Raw genomic sequence first — 15,827 nt, 5'->3', positions numbered from 1 at the left:
TTCGATGTGCCGAATCGCCGTTCCTATCGAACAGTCTTTTGTTTGCGTGACAGTGGTTGCTGGCGTAAATCAGGCTTCCAATCTGAAAGATCATCCCGGAAGGAAGTCCGCCATGCAATTTGCCCGCCTGAACGGTGTCGTCATCCATCATCAGGTGATCGGTGCTGCGCCTGAAAAGCCCACGGTCGTTTTCGCCAATTCGCTGGGCACGGACTACCGGATCTGGCGTGACGTTATCGTGCGGATGGTCGGGGACTATTCCATCATCGCCTACGACAAGCGCGGTCATGGCCTGTCGGAATCAGGTGGCACCGAAATCACCATGGACGATCATATCGATGATCTGATTGCGCTGATCGAGCATTACCAAGCCAAGAACGTGATCCTTTGCGGACTATCTGTCGGTGGGATGATCGCGCAAGGGCTGGCGGCCAAGCGGCCTGACCTCGTGCGCGCGCTGATCCTGTGCGACACCGGCCACAAGATCGGCACGGCCGAAATGTGGGATGCCCGCATTTCGGCAATCAACGAGATGGGTATTGCCGGACTATCCGACGCCATTCTGGAACGCTGGTTCACCAAGGAGTATCGCAGCGCCGACAACGCCGAATTCACCGGCTACCGGCTGATGCTCGAGCGTACGCCTGTGGAGGGCTATGTCGGCACCTGTGCCGCAATCCGCGACACTGATTTCACCGACACAAGTTCCAAGCTGGTGATGCCAGCGATCTGCGTGGTCGGGACCGAAGATGGTTCTACTCCGCCCGCACTGGTGGGGGAACTGGCGCGGCTGATCCCGGGCGCGATGTATCAGGAGATACCCGGAGCGGCACATCTGCCGTGCATCGAAAAACCGATCGAACTCAGCGAAACCATCAAGGCGTTCATCGAGCGGCTTTCGACAAACTGAAACCCGGCCACCCCGGCAATATCAATTTCAATGGATCGCCATGAGCTCAAGCACTTCGCCTCAGACACTCGCCCGCCGCTTTCCGGAAGAGTTTCTTTTCGGCGTGGCGACCGCCTCCTACCAGATCGAGGGCGCGGCGCAGGCCGATGGCCGAAAGCCTTCAATCTGGGACGCGTTTTCGCACATGCCCGGACGCGTCAAGGGCGGCGACACTGGTGACGTTGCCTGCGACCACTACAACAGGTTGGAGGCCGACCTCGACATGATGGCGGACCTGGGAATGGAGGCCTACCGCTTTTCCATCGCCTGGCCGCGGCTCCTGCCTGATGGAACCGGCGCGATCAACGAGAAGGGGTTCGATTTCTACGACCGCCTCCTCGATGGGCTGAAAGCGCGCGGCATCAAGGCGTTTGCGACGCTTTACCATTGGGACCTGCCGCTGGCACTTGCGGGCCGCGGCGGGTGGACCGACCGGGATACGGCTGAGGCTTTCGCGAATTATGTAGGTATCGCGACGCGGCGGCTTGGCGACCGGATCGACACGGTCGTGACCTTCAACGAGCCCTGGTGCTCGGTCTATCTCGGCCATCTGATGGGCGTGCATGCGCCGGGCGAGCGTTCGATGCAGGCGGCGATGGCAGCCCTTCATGTCACAAACCTAGCGCATGGTCTCGCGGTGCAGGCGATCAGGGCCGAGCGGCCCGAGCTGCCTGTCGGCATTGTTCTCAACGCGATGAGCGTGATGGCGGCGAGCGACAGCGATGCGGACCGAAAGGCGGCAGAGCGCGCCAGTGATTTTCACAACGGCGTATTCTTCGAGCCGTTGTTTGCCGGCGCCTATCCGGACACCGTACTTGAAGCATGTCCGGATCTGGCCGGTCATATCAAGGATGGCGATCTCGAGGCGATCCACCAGCCGCTCGACTTCTGGGGGCTCAATTACTACACGCCGATGCGGGTGCGCGACGATGCATCAGCGGCGTTTCCGCATGTTGCCGCGGCGCCGGCTATCAGGCCGGAAAAAACCGATATCGGCTGGGAGATCGATCCTCGTGGGCTTTCTCATGTCGTCAAGGATCTCTATGGCCGTTACACGCTCCCGGACTTTTACATCACCGAGAACGGGGCTGCTGATAACACCGGGGTGGAAAACGGCGCTGTCAGCGACACGATGCGGCTGGAGTATCTGTCGACTCATCTGGCTGTTGCCGCCGATCTGGTCTCGGAGAGCTACCCGCTGAAGGGCTATTTCGCCTGGAGCCTTATGGATAATTTCGAGTGGGCCGAAGGCTATTCGCAACGGTTCGGCATCGTCCATGTGGACTATGAGACGCAGCAGCGCACCATCAAGCAGTCGGGACACTGGTATGCGTCCCTGATCGCCGCGCACAAGGCCGGCTGAGACAGGCCGATCACCGCACCACGAAACCGTGAGCGAAGGGGTCTTCCTCGTCGTCGATGGTGATGGTGTTCAGCCCGGTTTCCACCGCCCAGCCGGCGATCGAGGGTATGATGGCGGGTCTGCCCACGACCTCGGTAGCAGCTTCGACGCGGCCGTGAAACAACGAACCGATGATGCTCTCGTGGACGAAGTCATCACCCGGTGTGAGTTTACCCTTGGCGGCCCATTGGGCCATGCGGGCCGAGGTGCCGGTGCCGCAGGGTGAGCGGTCGATCGCCTTGTCGCCATAAAACACGGCATTGCGGGCATGGGCTTCCGCCGTGGTCGGAACACCGGTCCAGAGGATGTGGCTCAGACCGCGGATGTCAGGCTTCTCGGGATGAACGAATTCATGCTCGCTGTTGAGGCGCGCTCGCAGGACCGGGCTCATGCGCACCAGATCGGCAGCGGAGAAATCCGCCATGTCGGAGAAGTTTTCCTGTGCGTCGACAACGGCGTAGAAATTCCCGCCATAGGCAACATCAACGGTGATCTCGCCGAGGCCGTCGCAATGGGTCCTGATGCCGGTTGAGTGCAGGAAGGCCGGAACATTTGTCAGCCGCACTTCGGTGACCTTGCGGCCCTTCATTTGATACTGCGCGACGATGCGGCCGGCGGGGGTATCTATCGCGAGCGTGCCGGGGTCGCGGGGGCTGACCAGCCCGTTCTCGATCGCCATCGTTACGGTGCCGATGGTGCCATGGCCGCACATCGGCAGGCAGCCCGAGGTCTCGATGAACAGGAACGCGATGTCGCAATCATCCCGCGTCGAGGGGTAGAGTATGGTGCCGGACATCATGTCATGGCCGCGCGGCTCGAACATCAGCCCGGTACGGATCCAGTCATATTCAGCTAGGAAATGGGCGCGGCGCTCGAGCATGGTTGCGCCTTCAAGCTGCGGACCACCACCCGTGACAACGCGGACCGGGTTGCCGCAGGTGTGGCCGTCGATGCAGAAGAAGCGATTGCGCGCCATGGGGTACTCGTTGAAAAGGGGTTAGAAACGGTCGGGTCGGCAGGCCTGAATGTCAATACCCGGAGTACGGCCGCTTACGAGATCGGTGATCAGGCGTCCCATTGCTGCCGACTGTGTGAGCCCGAGATGGCCATTGCCAAAAGCCAGCAGGATGGAGGGGTCTTCGGGCAGGGTGCCGACCACGGGCAAGGTGTCGGGCAGCGAAGGACGGAAGCCCATCCACTCAACGCCGCCGGTGGTTTTCAGTCCGGGCAGGAAGCTTGCGGCCTTGTCGAGCATGGCTTTCGAGCGGGCAAAATTGGGTGGCAGATCGAGCCCGCCGAGTTCGACCGCGCCGCCAACCCGGACACCTGTTTCCAGCGGTGTCATGACAAAGCCGTGCTGGCCGAAGATCAGCTGGCGCTTGAGATCGAAGGCGCCAGCGGGCAAGGTGGTGTTGTAGCCGCGCTCGGTGTCGAGTGGGATCTTGAGCCGGGTGACAGGATTGATCAGCCGGGTCGACCAGGATCCGGTGCAGACGACAATCCGATCGGCGTGGCGTCTGGTGCCATCAGCGAGCCTTGCGGAGGGGCCGCTTTCACTGCGTTCCAGCCCGGCGACTTCGGCTTTCTCGAACCTCGCGCCGCAGCGTTCCGCGTGGGCCCAGAGTGCCTGTGCGAACGTCTGCGGCTCGGAGACGGTTTTCCAGCCGGGCACGAAGGTGCCAGCGACGAAACGGGGAGACAGCCCGGGTTGCAACTCCGCCAACCGGTTGCCACGGACATGCTCGAAGGCGATGCCGGCCTGCTCACGCTGCTGCCAGCCATGTTCCGTGCTCCTGAGCTCGGCCTCGCTTTCATAGAGCTCCAGCGAGCCGTCATGGCGCACCATGCCGGCAATGCCTGCGCGGTCGACCAGCGCCATCATTTCGTGTTCGGCAAGGCGCATCAGCGCGGTTTGCATGCTGATCGAGGCCTGCTGCCGGGATGGCAGGCTGGCTTTTGCGAACTGCCACAGCCACGGTGCCAGTTTCGGCAAATAGGACGGGCGGATCGAGAGTGGTCCAAGCGGGTCGAGCAACCATTTCGGCGCCCGAAGTAAAATCTTCGGCGAGGCCAGCGGCATGATGTCGGAAAATGCCAGTGCCGCAGCATTGCCCTTGCTGGTCTCCTGGGCCAGGCCCGAGCGGTCGATCACTGTAACCGAATGGCCGGCTTCGCTGAGCAGCGCCGCCGTGGCGATGCCGACCACACCCCCGCCAACAATGATGACGCTTTTCGAGCTCATGCTTCCTCGGAAACTGCGGCAGCGCGCGCGGCCAGCATCTGCTGGTGACGAATGCGGAAACGGGCCCGGTCCTCCTCGCTGCGGGTCTCGTAGCAATGCGGACAGGAGACACCGTCTTCGTACAATTCGGAGGCCTGCTCTTCCGGCGTCACCGGATTGCGGCAGGCGCGGCAGAGAATTTCATCGCTTTCGCGCAGACCGTGGGTGACGGCAACACGCTCGTCAAAGACAAAGCAGGATCCCTGCCACAGGCTTTCCTCTTCCGGCACATTCTCGAGGTATTTGAGAATCCCGCCCTTGAGATGGTAGACGTTTTCATAGCCCTTGGCGCGCATGAACGCGGTTGCCTTTTCGCAGCGGATGCCCCCGGTGCAGAACATGGCGATGGGCCGGGACTTGTCTGTAAGACCAGCTTCGTCGACCCAGCCGGGGAACTCGCGGAAGGTGTGGGTCTCGGGATTGACGGCGCCCTTGAAGGTGCCGATCCCGACCTCGTAATCATTGCGGGTGTCGATCACCACCGTCTCGGGATCGGAGATCAACGCGTTCCAGTCCTTCGGCTCGACATAGGCGCCGACGCCCTCGAGCGGGTCGATGTCGGGAACGCCCATGGTGACGATTTCCTTTTTCAGGCGCACCTTCATGCGCCGGAAGGGCATCTTGTGGGCGCTGCTTTCCTTGTGCTCCAGCGGTTCAAGGCCGGGGATGGTTCGAATATGGGCCAGCACCGCTTCAATCGCTTCACGGGTGCCGGCGATGGTTCCGTTGATGCCTTCGCGGGCGAGCAGCAAGGTGCCCCTGACGCCCTGTTCGTCGCACAATCGAGACAGCGGCGCTTGCAGTGCCTCATGCCCCGCAAGCTTGGCAAAATGATAGAGCGCAGCGACAACCACGGGCTGGTTCGGAGCAGGTGTTTTTGCAGGTGTCTTCATGCTTGCGGGCATAGCGCGTTCGTTCGTTCCAGGCAATCGGTCTGTGCCGGGCGGGCGCCCGGGCAGCATGGACAATGCCGGACCGAAAGGCTATTCGGAGCGCTCCTGTTGATGCCGCGAAAGGACTAGCGCCATGGGCGACAAAACCGAAGCCCTCACATCCATCCTCAAACTGCAGCCGGTGGTGCCGGTGCTTGTCATTCAGGATCTGGCCCATGCCGTGCCGCTGGCGCGGGCGCTTGTGGCGGGCGGCCTCAAGGCAATCGAGATCACCATGAGGACACCGGTTGCGCTGCAGGCAATCCGGGCGGTCGCCGACAAGGTGGAAGGCGCTGTGCCGGGCGCGGGAACCGTGCTCAATGCGGGCCAGTTTCACCAGGCTGTCGAGGCCGGATCGCAGTTCATCGTTTCGCCGGGCACCACGATTGAGTTGCTCGACGTCGCGCGCAAATCCTCGGTTCCGCTTTTGCCGGGTGCCGCAACCCCGAGTGAAGTGATGTCGCTGAAGGAAGAGGGCTACAAGGTTCTCAAGTTCTTCCCGGCCGAACAGGCCGGAGGTGCCGCCTATCTCAAGTCCCTGTCCTCGCCGCTGGCAGGCATGCAGTTCTGCCCGACTGGTGGCATTACTCCCGACAATGCGCGCGATTACCTGTCGCTGCCGAATGTGGTTTGCGTTGGCGGGTCTTGGGTAGCGCCGAAAGCGCTGGTGGAAGCCGGCGACTGGGATGGAATCACCCGGCTTGCGACCGAAGCCTCTCGCCTGGCGGCCTGATGCCGTCGCCAGGCGAGGAATCGCGCGCGAAGATGAACTGACAATGGTGCTCGGTTGATCTCAGGTCGGTTGCAAATGTTTCCGGGCGGCATTTGAAAGTGGATGTCTCGCTTCCTATCTCGAGCGTGAAGTGGCCTGACCGGTTGGCCGCACCAGAAAGACCCCGCTCCACGAAGACAAGGACCCCGTCACCATGTTTGATCCCAAAGCCCTGCTTGACCAGTTTCTCGGCTCCAGCATCCCGGGCACTGAAGGCACCATTCGTGACAAGGCCGGGCAAGCCACGAAGATGGCCAAGGACAACCCGCTTGCTGCTGGCGCAATCGTCGCCGTGCTCCTGGGAACCGGCACCGGGCGCGCCATTGGCGGATCTGCGCTGAAGCTTGGGGGCATGGCTGCCATCGCGGGCCTCGGCTATCAGGCTTGGAAGAATTACCAGGCCGGCAAGGCGCCGAATGACACAGGTGGGACGCAGGGTGCGGAACTGATTGCGCCGCCGTCCGATTCCGAGTTTTCGGCCGAACCTGAAGCCGTGAACGCAGACTTTGCGCTAGCCCTGATCCGGGTGATGATTGCTGCAGCGCGCGCCGATGGCCACGTGGACGACGTCGAGCGGGCGCGCATTCACGACAAGCTGGCCCTGTCGGGACTTGGCGCAGACGCGGTGGCATTCCTGGATGGCGAGCTGTCGAAGCCCGTCGACATGGACTCGATCATACGCGCTGCTTCAAGTGAGGCGCAGAAGGTGGAGATGTTCACCGCCGCACGGCTTGCAATTGAACCGGACAGCCGCGCGGAACGGGGCTTCCTCGATCTGCTCGCAGGGCGATTGGGGCTAGCGGACCCGCTGGTGGACCACATCGAAGCTACGGTGGCTGCGGCCAAGGTCTGAGGCCAAAGTCGGCTGTTCTCAAAATCTTTCCCTTTTGAGTTGAACGGAACTAAAGTCCGGCGATGCAGTCACGCGTTGCCATCGAGAAACAGTTTCGTCTGACCAGAATCGCTCTGTTTGTCGTCTGGGCTATCCTTTCGGCCGTTGTGGTGGCGTGGTCGGTCAGTGCCGCCAAGCAGCGTGCGCTGTCGGATGTGATGCAAAAGGCTGGCGAAACCCTTTCGGTGCAGACCGAAATCCTGTCGGGCGTGCTCGACAAATACCGTTTGCTGCCACCGTTGCTGTCTCGGCAATCATCGATCCGTGCCCTGTTCGTTCGTGATGTCGATGGAAATGCACAATCTGTCGATGCGCGCCGGACGGCGGAGGCCATCAGCGGCATGTCGGCGGCGAGGGACGTCGCGTTCTTCTTTCCGGACGGAGAACTGCTGGCAAATGCGCGTGGCTCATTTGCCGACCGTGCCGAAGGATTGCCCGAGCTGATCGAAGTCGCTTTGCAAGGCCGGCTCGGACGCGCGGCACTGTCAAACAGCCAAGGTGAGCGAACCTATGCGTTTTCCTCGGGCGTGCGCCGCGAAGGCAAATTTGTGGGTGTCGTTATCGTCTACGTGGATTTTTACCGGGTCGAGGTGGCTTGGGCCCTGTCGGCGCGCCGGATCTTTGTCACCGACAAGACGGGTACGGTTTTTCTGGCCAATGATCCGGACTGGCGGCTCAATCCGATTTCTCAACTGCATCAGCCTGGGGATGTCGATCGTTTTCTGATCAATGGCCGCTTCGAAGAGCGGATCGACCTCGTGCGGCGTTTGCCGGTCCTGGAGTGGGATTTGCACGTTCTGGCAGACCCGGCTCCGGTAGCGGCGGCACGGCTCAATGCTGCGGCGACTGCCTCGCTGGCTGCCTTGCTGCTGGGCGTGATTGCCTTCGTCGTACTTCGCCGCAATGAAGAGGCCGTCATCCGCGCGCGCTCCGACCGGGCGACGGCTCTGCGTCTCGAACGCGTCGTCAGGGACCGGACGCGGGCGCTTTCGATCACCAACCAGTCTCTGAGCCAGGAAGTCGAGGTTCGCCGCGAAGCGGAAGACCGCTTGCGCAAGACGCAGGACGAGCTGGTCCAGACCGCCAAGCTTGCGGCGCTGGGACAGATGTCGACGGCGTTGAGCCACGAGTACAATCAGCCGCTGGCGGCAATCCGGACCTATTCCGACAATGCACTCCGTTTCCTTGATCGCGGAGCCTCTTCGGAGGTGTCGGGAAACCTGGCTCGGATCAACGGCCTGGTGGATCGGATGGCGGAACTGTCGCGGACCCTGCTGTCATTTTCTCGCAAGCCCGGGGCCACCATAGGACCTGTTCCGCTGGGCACAGTTGTCGATGAGGCGCTGCTTCTGGCACGTCCCCGAGCCCGTGCTGCAGGCATTGCCTCGATCACGGTGGGCGAGGCCGTTTCCGGGCTTCATGTGGTCGGGGGACGGATCAGGCTCGGGCAGGTGTTTGTCAATCTTGTCAACAACGCCATCGATGCCTTGTCGGGGCAGCCCGATGCGCAGATTGGGATCGACGCGCGGCGGGAAGGTGACCGGGTCGTCGTCACTGTCATTGACAACGGTCCCGGAATCGAGCCCGAGTTGCTACCCAAAGTGTTCGAGCCCTTTTTCACCACCAAGGGGGTGGGGGACGGCATCGGGATAGGCCTCTCCATCGTCGACAATATCATCCGGGATTTTGGCGGTACGATCACGGTCTCGAACCGTGCCACGGGTGGCGCCTGCTTTACCGTGAATCTCAAGGCTGCCGAGCCAGGCGATGCGCAGGTCGCAGGAGAAACTGCGCCGAGATCGGAAGGGGCCGAGGTATGATGCTGGACAAGGCGTCAGCTTCATGGTTTCAGGCTGTGCAGTGATACCCAGGAAGGAAACCGGCTTTTGGACGACACTTCTTCGGCGCTGAGGCCGCAGGACCGGGTGGTCCACCTGGTCGACGATGACGCAGATCTTCGCCATGCACTCAAGCAGTCGCTGGAGCTTGAAGGCTTGAGCGTGATCTGCCACACCGACGCCGAAGACGTGGCCGACCTGCCGCTGCGCAGCCTCTACGGCGTCATCGTATCCGATATTCGCATGCCGGGCATGGATGGGCTGACGCTGATGCGCCGCATCCTGGGCGTCGATCCGACGCTCCCCGTTGTGCTGATCACCGGGCATGGCGATGTCCAGATGGCGGTGGAGGCGATGCGCGCCGGCGCCTATGATTTCATCGAGAAGCCGTTTGCCGCAAACCGTCTGTTTTCGGTGGTGGAGCGGGCGCTGGAGAAGCGCCGGCTGGTGCTCGAAAACCGCCTGCTGCGCAATGCGCTTGAAGGCAGTGACGATCTGTCATCCAGACTGGTTGGCCGCAACCCGGCAATCCAGCGGCTCAGGGCGCAGATCGCGGCGGTGGCCGATACCGATGCGGATGTTCTCATTACCGGCGAAACCGGGACCGGCAAGGAAGTCGTTGCCCGCGCGCTGCATGATTTCGGATCGCGCTCAAAGGGCAATTTTGTCGCCATCAATTGTGCGGCGCTGCCGGCCGACATTTTCGAATCCGAACTGTTCGGCCATGAGGCTGGCGCCTTCACCGGGGCGCAGAAACTCAGGATCGGCAAGCTTGAGCACGCCAATGGCGGCACGGTTTTTCTCGACGAAATTGAATCGATGCCGATCGACATGCAGGCCAAGCTGCTGCGGGCGATCGAGGGGCGGTCGATCGAACGGCTGGGATCGAACCGCCAGGTGGCGCTTGACGTCCGCTTCGTGGCGGCGACCAAGACGGACCTGATCAACAATCCTTCCTTCCGGACAGATCTCTATTACCGGCTCAACGTGATCACGCTGGAAATCCCGGTCTTGCGCGAGCGCCGAGATGACATTCCGTTGCTGTTCTTTCATTTGGCGCGCGAAGCCCGCGCCCGCTACCGCCGGGAAATTCCGGACGTCACCCCGCAGATCGAAGCGGGGCTGCTGGCACACGACTGGCCCGGCAATGTGCGGGAATTGCGCAACGTGGCCGACCGCTTCGTGCTGGGGATGTGGTCGGGCTTCGGCTCCGATCAAGGCGCGGGCCTTGAGACCGGCACCGGCCATCTGTCCGAGCGCGTGGATGCTTTTGAACGGGCGGTGATCGCAGCGGAGATCAAACGCAACGGCGGTGCACTGAAGCCGACCTATGAGAGCCTCGGGATCTCGCGCAAGGGCCTTTATGAGAAAATGCGCCGGTTGGGCCTCTCTTCCGAAAAGGAGTAACGGTGGGTCGTAGACGACCCATTGCTCATCTCCAGCGGGTTGCCTGACGCCCACCGGTTATCCGGCAAGGCTCCGTCCAGGCGCGGATCGGTGTCATTCGGGTGGTTTTTCAGCTATTCTGGCCAGCTAGGGCAACTCTGATCAATTGGCACGGGGATTGCTCCTGTTGCGGCGAATGCGATGGACGGGAGGACGTCGGTGGCAAGGCTTGGGGGGTAATCCGGCCTTTCCGCAGTCCTCCGGTTTGCGCTTCGCCTGACAAAGTCCGGGCATGTTGCCCCAGTGGAGGATATCTCATGAAGAAGCTACTTCTTGGCGCCGTTTCAGCCGCCGCCCTGCTTTTCACCGCAAATGCCGCATCGGCCAATTGCGATGATGGCGAAATGGTCATCAAGTTCAGCCACGTCGTGGCTGCGACCGGTCACCCCAAGGGCGATGCCGCCACGCTGCTGGCCGAGCGGGTCAACTCGGAAATGGACGGCAAGGCCTGCATGGAAGTGTTCGCCAACTCGACGCTGTTCGATGACGACAAGGTTCTCGAAGCGCTTTTGCTGGGTGATGTCCAGCTGGCAGCACCGTCACTTTCGAAGTTCGAAGCCTACACGCTCAAGTACCGCCTGTTTGACCTGCCGTTCCTGTTCTCGAGCCTCAAGGCCGTTGACAGCTTCACCCAGTCGGAAGCCGGCAAGGGCCTGCTGACCGTGATGGAAGATGTCGGTTATACCGGTCTTGGCTACTGGTCTTCGGGCCTGAAGCAGTTTTCGGCCAACAAGCCGCTCCTGACACCCTCCGATGCTGACGGCCTCAAGTTCCGTGTTCAGACCTCGGACGTTGCTGTGGCAATGATCGAAGCGATGGGCGGTTCGGCGCAGAAGCTGGCGTTCAAGGAAGTCTATGGCGCGCTGCAGACCGGCGTCGTCGACGGTCAGGAAAACTCCTGGTCGAACATCTACACGCAGAAGTTCTTCGAAGTGCAGGACGGCGTGACTGAAACCAACCACCAGCTGCTGGCCTATTTGCTTGTGACCTCGACCGAATGGCTCAACAGCCTCGACGAGGATTTTCGCGAGCAGTTCCTCAAGATCACGAATGAAGTGACGATCGAAGCCAATGCCTCGGTGGCCGCGAAGGAGGCCGAGAACCGCCAGAACATTCTCGATGCGGGCGGCACCATCCGCGAACTGGACGCCGAGCAGCGCAAGGCCTGGGTCGATGTGATGAAGCCGGTCTGGACCAAGTTCGAAGGCGATATCGGCACCGATCTGATCGACGCCGCAGTAGCCTCGAACTAGGCTGATCCATGTTGCACGGCGGATCCGGGGGTACCTTCCGGATCCGCTCATAGTTGTGCCGGGGGGATCCGGCAGCTGGGGGCCGCGATGAATATCTACTTGCCTTATCTCATCATGGGCGCGGTGATTGTGCTGTTCTTTTTGGCCGAACGCCGCAATCCGGAGGCTGTAACACGGTTTGAAGAGAACGCTCTCGCGGTGTTGCTGGCACTGATCACCTTAGTGTCGTTTACCCAGGTGATCGCGCGCTACGGCTTCAACAGCGGCTGGACCGGCGCTCTCGAATTTACCCGGATCCTGTTCGCCTGGATGATCCTGTTCGGCATGAGCTACGGTCTCAAGCAGGGCATGCATCTTGGCGTCGATGCGCTGCTCCGGCTGTTTCCCAAGCCGGTGTTCCGGTTTTTCGCGATTTTCGGTGCCGTCTGCGCCTTCCTCTATGCGGCGATTTTGATCGAGTCTTCATGGCTTGGAATATTCGGCGCAGACACGAGCGGCGGCGCGATGGTCTACTGGGCCAAGTTCTATCAGGTCGGTATTGGGCTCGATGATCTGCGCTATCCTGAATGGATGCAGGACACCTTCGGCCTCAAGGAGCGGGTGCAGCGCTGGATCGCCTATCTCATCCTCCCTATCGGGCTGGGCCTGTTCGCCTTCCGCGCTCTGCAGGCGGTCGTGGCGATCTGGCGCGGCGAGCGTGAAATGGTGATTGCAGGGCATGAGGCAGAAGACCTTGTTGCCGAAAACCGCAATGTGTTGAAGGACTGATCCGCGATGGAAACCGCAATCCTCTTCGTGCTCGTTCTCGGACTGTTGTTTGTCGGCGTGCCGGTGGCAGTCTCGCTGGGACTGTCGTCGATCATCCTGATCGCATTTTTTTCCAACGACTCGATGTCGTCAGTGGCGATCCAGCTGTTCACGGCGTCGCAAAACTACACGCTGCTGGCGATTCCATTCTTCGTGCTCGCCTCGGCCTTCATGTCGACGGGCGGGGTGGCCAAACGCATCATCCGGTTTGCCATTGCGACGGTGGGGCATTTCCGTGGTGGCCTGGCCATGGCCAGCGTGCTGGCGTGCATGCTGTTTGCCGCGCTGTCGGGGTCGTCGCCGGCGACCGTGGTCGCGATCGGTACCATTGCCATCGCCGGCATGCGGCAGGTTGGCTACTCGAAAGAGTTTGCAGCCGGCATCATCGCCAATGCGGGAACGCTCGGCATTCTCATTCCGCCTTCCATCGTCATGGTGGTCTATGCCGCTGCGACCGATGTGTCGGTCGGCCGCATGTTCCTGGCCGGCGTGATCCCCGGGATCGTCGCCGGCCTGATGCTGATGATCGCGATCTACATCGTGGCACGGATCAGGGGACTCCCCTCCGAACCCTGGCGCGGATTTGGCGAGATCGTTGCCGGCGGCAAGCAAGCCGGCTGGGGCCTGTTCCTGATCATCATCATCATCGGCGGTATCTACGGCGGTGTCTTCACGCCGACGGAAGCCGCTGCGGTGGCGGCCGTCTACTCGTTCTTCATCGCCATCTTCATCTATCGCGACATGGGACCGATGGCAGGCATCGCCTGGGTCAGCGACAAGGATTCCCGCAGTGCGCGGGCCGGGTTTTCCGGCGTCGTCTATGCGGTGGCGTTCTATTTCGTCTGGATGATCCTGTCGTTCTTCGCGACCAATGAGTCAGAGACAGTAACCTTTGCCGGCCGGTCCAATCTCGGGCTTGCGATCGCGGCCGTCATTCTGGTTGCCTATATAGCGTGGCGCGGCGACAAGGGCCTTGCGGGAGTTCCCGGTGCGGTCATGGCCGGGCTTCCGGTGTGGGGCCGCAACCTGTCGCTAATGGGCCGCAATTTCGGCCGCGCGTTCTTCAACGAAGACACCCGCAAGGTGATGGTGGACGCCTCGAAAACCACCATCATGCTGATGTTCATCATCGTCAATGCGCTGCTGTTTGCGCATGTGCTGACATCAGAACGGATTCCCGATGCCATTACCGACCTGATGCTCGGCTACGGCTTTACCTGGTTCACCTTTCTGATTGCGGTCAACATCCTGCTTCTGGTTGGCGGGCAGTTCATGGAACCGTCAGGCCTGCTTCTGATCGTGGCACCGGTGGTGTTTCCGATCGCCATGGAGCTTGGCGTCGACCCGGTGCACCTGGGTATTATCATGGTGGTCAACATGGAGATCGGCATGATCACGCCGCCGATCGGGCTCAACCTGTTCGTGACCTCCGGGATCACCGGGATGAGCCTGGTGCAGGTGGTCCGCGCCGCACTGCCCTTCGTGGCGGTGCTGTTCATGTTCCTCATCCTCGTGACCTATGTGCCGGGTCTGTCAACCTGGCTGCCCTACAGCCTCATGGGCCCCGAGATCGTGACCAGATAGGTATTTGGGGGCCTCAAAGAAAAACACCAAAACTCAAATTGACCGGGGCACGAAATTGCCCCGGTTTTTTTGTGATGCATAGTACGCTGCTGTCTTCCAACAGACGAATTGTAGCGGTCTATCTGCGCCTCATGGTTCGAGGCGTGGCTTGCACTGGCATTCGGTTTGGCCGGCGTCGCGCTCCTGACCAGAAGACTCTGAGCAGACGTATATCGCCGGGAGGTCGAGTTGGCGAACTCATGCCGTTTTGTGCAGCAACAGGTCAAATCAGACCGGTTAGCGTTAAGATCTGGTTAACTTTTCAGGCGCACCCTGATCATAAGACATGCCACTTCACTCCTCCCAAGAACGGCATGACGGATGAGGGCGGCGCAAGCCGCCCTTTTTCTGTGTAAGAGCTTCCTACTTGTCGAACGAGGTTTTAGACCCTGCTTTCGGCCAGAAAATCCCCAACCCGTGCGATGGCGTTCTCAATGTTCTCGTCGGAGTTGGCGCAGGATACGCGTATGTAGCCTTCGCCAAGGACGCCGAAATCAGGGCCGCCGATCAGAGCCACACCGGTTTCCTCAAGCAGCGCACTGGCGAGCTTCTTGGCTTTCCAGCCGGTGTCCGAAATGTTGGGAAAAGCGTAGAACGCGCCCTTGGGCACAATGCAGGACACGCCGGGCAATTCATTGAGCAGGTCGGTGACCAGCCGGCGGCGGCGGTCGAAGGCGGCGAGCATATCGGTGACCGCATCCTGCGGACCATCGATGGCGGCAATGCCGGCGAATTGCGACGGGGCGTTGACGCAGGACCAGCAGTTGACCGCGAGCTTTCGGACATATCCGATCAGGCTGTCGGGCCAGATCGACCAGCCCATGCGCCAGCCGGTCATGGCCCAGGTCTTGGACCAGCCATTGAGCACGATCAGCCGGTTCCGGATTTCCGGATAGGTCAGAAGTGACGTGTGTTCTTCGCCGTCATAGGTCATCACGTCGTAGATCTCATCGGACATGATGACGACCTGCGGGTGATCGGCCAGTCCGGCAACGAGCTTGTCGATTTCGGCTTTGGGGGTGACGCCGCCAGTCGGATTGGCCGGCGAATTGAGGATCAGCAGCCGTGTCTGCGGCGTGATCAGTGCCAGGGTTTCTTGGGCGGAGAAGGCAAAACCGTTTTCCTCGCGCATCGGCACGGGAACCGGGTTGGCGCCGACATGTTCGATCATGGAGCGGTAGATAGGAAAACCCGGGTCGGGATAAAGGATGTCGACGCTTGGCTCGCCAAGCATGCGGATGGCGGCATACATGGTGGGCTTGCCACCGGGCATGATCATGATGCTGTCGGGCGATACCTCCATCCCGGTCATGGAAAGGGTTCTGCGGCAGACGGCTTCGCGGGTCTGCAGCAGGCCGTTGGCCGGAGTGTAGCCGTGATGTCCGTCGCGCAGGGCTTTTACGGCGGCCTCGACAATGTGGTCAGGGGTTTTGAAATCCGGTTGCCCGATGCCGAGATTGATGATGTCGCGGCCCTGGTTGGCGAGCTCGGTGGCGCGCGCGAGCACGGCGAAGGCGTTCTCCTCGCCAATCCGGTCAAAGGCTGCAACTGGATGGATCATCTGATTTTTCCTCGCGGCGGTGGTTGTCTTGTGCGGTCAACTCATGTCCTATCCCGGCGCGAAATTCAATT

Annotated in this window: 13 protein-coding genes; 9 read left to right on the top strand and 4 right to left on the bottom strand. The window is 61.2% G+C overall.

The window, feature by feature from the left end:
• Positions 1-112: 112 nt before the first annotated feature.
• Positions 113-910: a 3-oxoadipate enol-lactonase gene (pcaD, locus tag CRO46_RS06465; protein WP_097106071.1), complete on the top strand. Its 798-nt coding sequence runs from the start codon at positions 113-115 to the stop codon at positions 908-910.
• A gap of 40 nt (positions 911-950) precedes the next feature.
• Positions 951-2,312, top strand: coding sequence for a GH1 family beta-glucosidase (locus CRO46_RS06460; protein ID WP_097106069.1), 1,362 nt, complete (start codon positions 951-953; stop codon positions 2,310-2,312).
• A 10-nt stretch (positions 2,313-2,322) separates the two neighbouring features.
• Here the strand turns inward: CRO46_RS06460 and CRO46_RS06455 are convergent, their stop codons facing one another.
• From CRO46_RS06455 to trhO, 3 genes are read right to left on the bottom strand one after another with little or no spacing between them, the layout of a single operon-like run.
• Complete coding sequence (locus tag CRO46_RS06455; protein ID WP_097106067.1) at positions 2,323-3,327, bottom strand: 4-hydroxyproline epimerase; 1,005 nt, start codon at positions 3,325-3,327, stop codon at positions 2,323-2,325.
• A gap of 21 nt (positions 3,328-3,348) precedes the next feature.
• On the bottom strand, positions 3,349-4,593 hold the full coding sequence (locus CRO46_RS06450) for an NAD(P)/FAD-dependent oxidoreductase (RefSeq protein WP_097106065.1): 1,245 nt from the start codon (positions 4,591-4,593) through the stop codon (positions 3,349-3,351).
• Entirely contained in the window at positions 4,590-5,525 is a 936-nt protein-coding gene (gene trhO / locus CRO46_RS06445) for an oxygen-dependent tRNA uridine(34) hydroxylase TrhO (protein ID WP_210421482.1), read from the bottom strand. Before trhO ends, CRO46_RS06450 begins: the two co-directional genes overlap by 4 nt.
• A gap of 133 nt (positions 5,526-5,658) precedes the next feature.
• Between trhO and CRO46_RS06440 the strand changes: the two genes are divergently transcribed.
• From CRO46_RS06440 to CRO46_RS06410, 7 genes are all read left to right on the top strand, one after another.
• On the top strand, positions 5,659-6,297 hold the full coding sequence (locus CRO46_RS06440) for a 2-dehydro-3-deoxy-phosphogluconate aldolase (protein ID WP_097106060.1): 639 nt from the start codon (positions 5,659-5,661) through the stop codon (positions 6,295-6,297).
• A 193-nt stretch (positions 6,298-6,490) separates the two neighbouring features.
• On the top strand, positions 6,491-7,189 hold the full coding sequence (locus CRO46_RS06435) for a tellurite resistance TerB family protein (protein ID WP_097106057.1): 699 nt from the start codon (positions 6,491-6,493) through the stop codon (positions 7,187-7,189).
• A gap of 62 nt (positions 7,190-7,251) precedes the next feature.
• Positions 7,252-9,048, top strand: a complete 1,797-nt coding sequence (locus CRO46_RS06430; RefSeq protein ID WP_097106055.1) for a sensor histidine kinase — start codon at positions 7,252-7,254, stop codon at positions 9,046-9,048.
• 66 nt (positions 9,049-9,114) lie between these two features.
• Positions 9,115-10,473, top strand: coding sequence for a sigma-54-dependent transcriptional regulator (locus tag CRO46_RS06425; RefSeq protein WP_244577780.1), 1,359 nt, complete (start codon positions 9,115-9,117; stop codon positions 10,471-10,473).
• Positions 10,474-10,769: 296 nt separating this feature from the next.
• On the top strand, positions 10,770-11,765 hold the full coding sequence (locus CRO46_RS06420) for a DctP family TRAP transporter solute-binding subunit (RefSeq protein ID WP_097106053.1): 996 nt from the start codon (positions 10,770-10,772) through the stop codon (positions 11,763-11,765).
• A gap of 87 nt (positions 11,766-11,852) precedes the next feature.
• On the top strand, positions 11,853-12,533 hold the full coding sequence (locus CRO46_RS06415) for a TRAP transporter small permease (protein ID WP_097106050.1): 681 nt from the start codon (positions 11,853-11,855) through the stop codon (positions 12,531-12,533).
• A gap of 6 nt (positions 12,534-12,539) precedes the next feature.
• Complete coding sequence (locus CRO46_RS06410) at positions 12,540-14,156, top strand: TRAP transporter large permease (RefSeq protein ID WP_097106049.1); 1,617 nt, start codon at positions 12,540-12,542, stop codon at positions 14,154-14,156.
• Positions 14,157-14,577: 421 nt separating this feature from the next.
• Here the strand turns inward: CRO46_RS06410 and CRO46_RS06405 are convergent, their stop codons facing one another.
• The gene (locus CRO46_RS06405) at positions 14,578-15,756 is read right to left on the bottom strand and encodes a pyridoxal phosphate-dependent aminotransferase (protein ID WP_097106047.1); all 1,179 of its coding nucleotides are present in this window, start codon (positions 15,754-15,756) and stop codon (positions 14,578-14,580) included.
• Between the last annotated feature and the right edge of the window lie 71 nt (positions 15,757-15,827).

The sequence above is a fragment of the Parahoeflea halophila genome, assembly GCF_900220985.1.
Taxonomy (GTDB): Bacteria; Pseudomonadota; Alphaproteobacteria; order Rhizobiales; family Rhizobiaceae; genus Hoeflea; species Hoeflea halophila.
The sequence above is the reverse complement of the archived record's forward strand: the minus strand, read 5'-3'. Positions and strand labels throughout refer to the sequence as shown.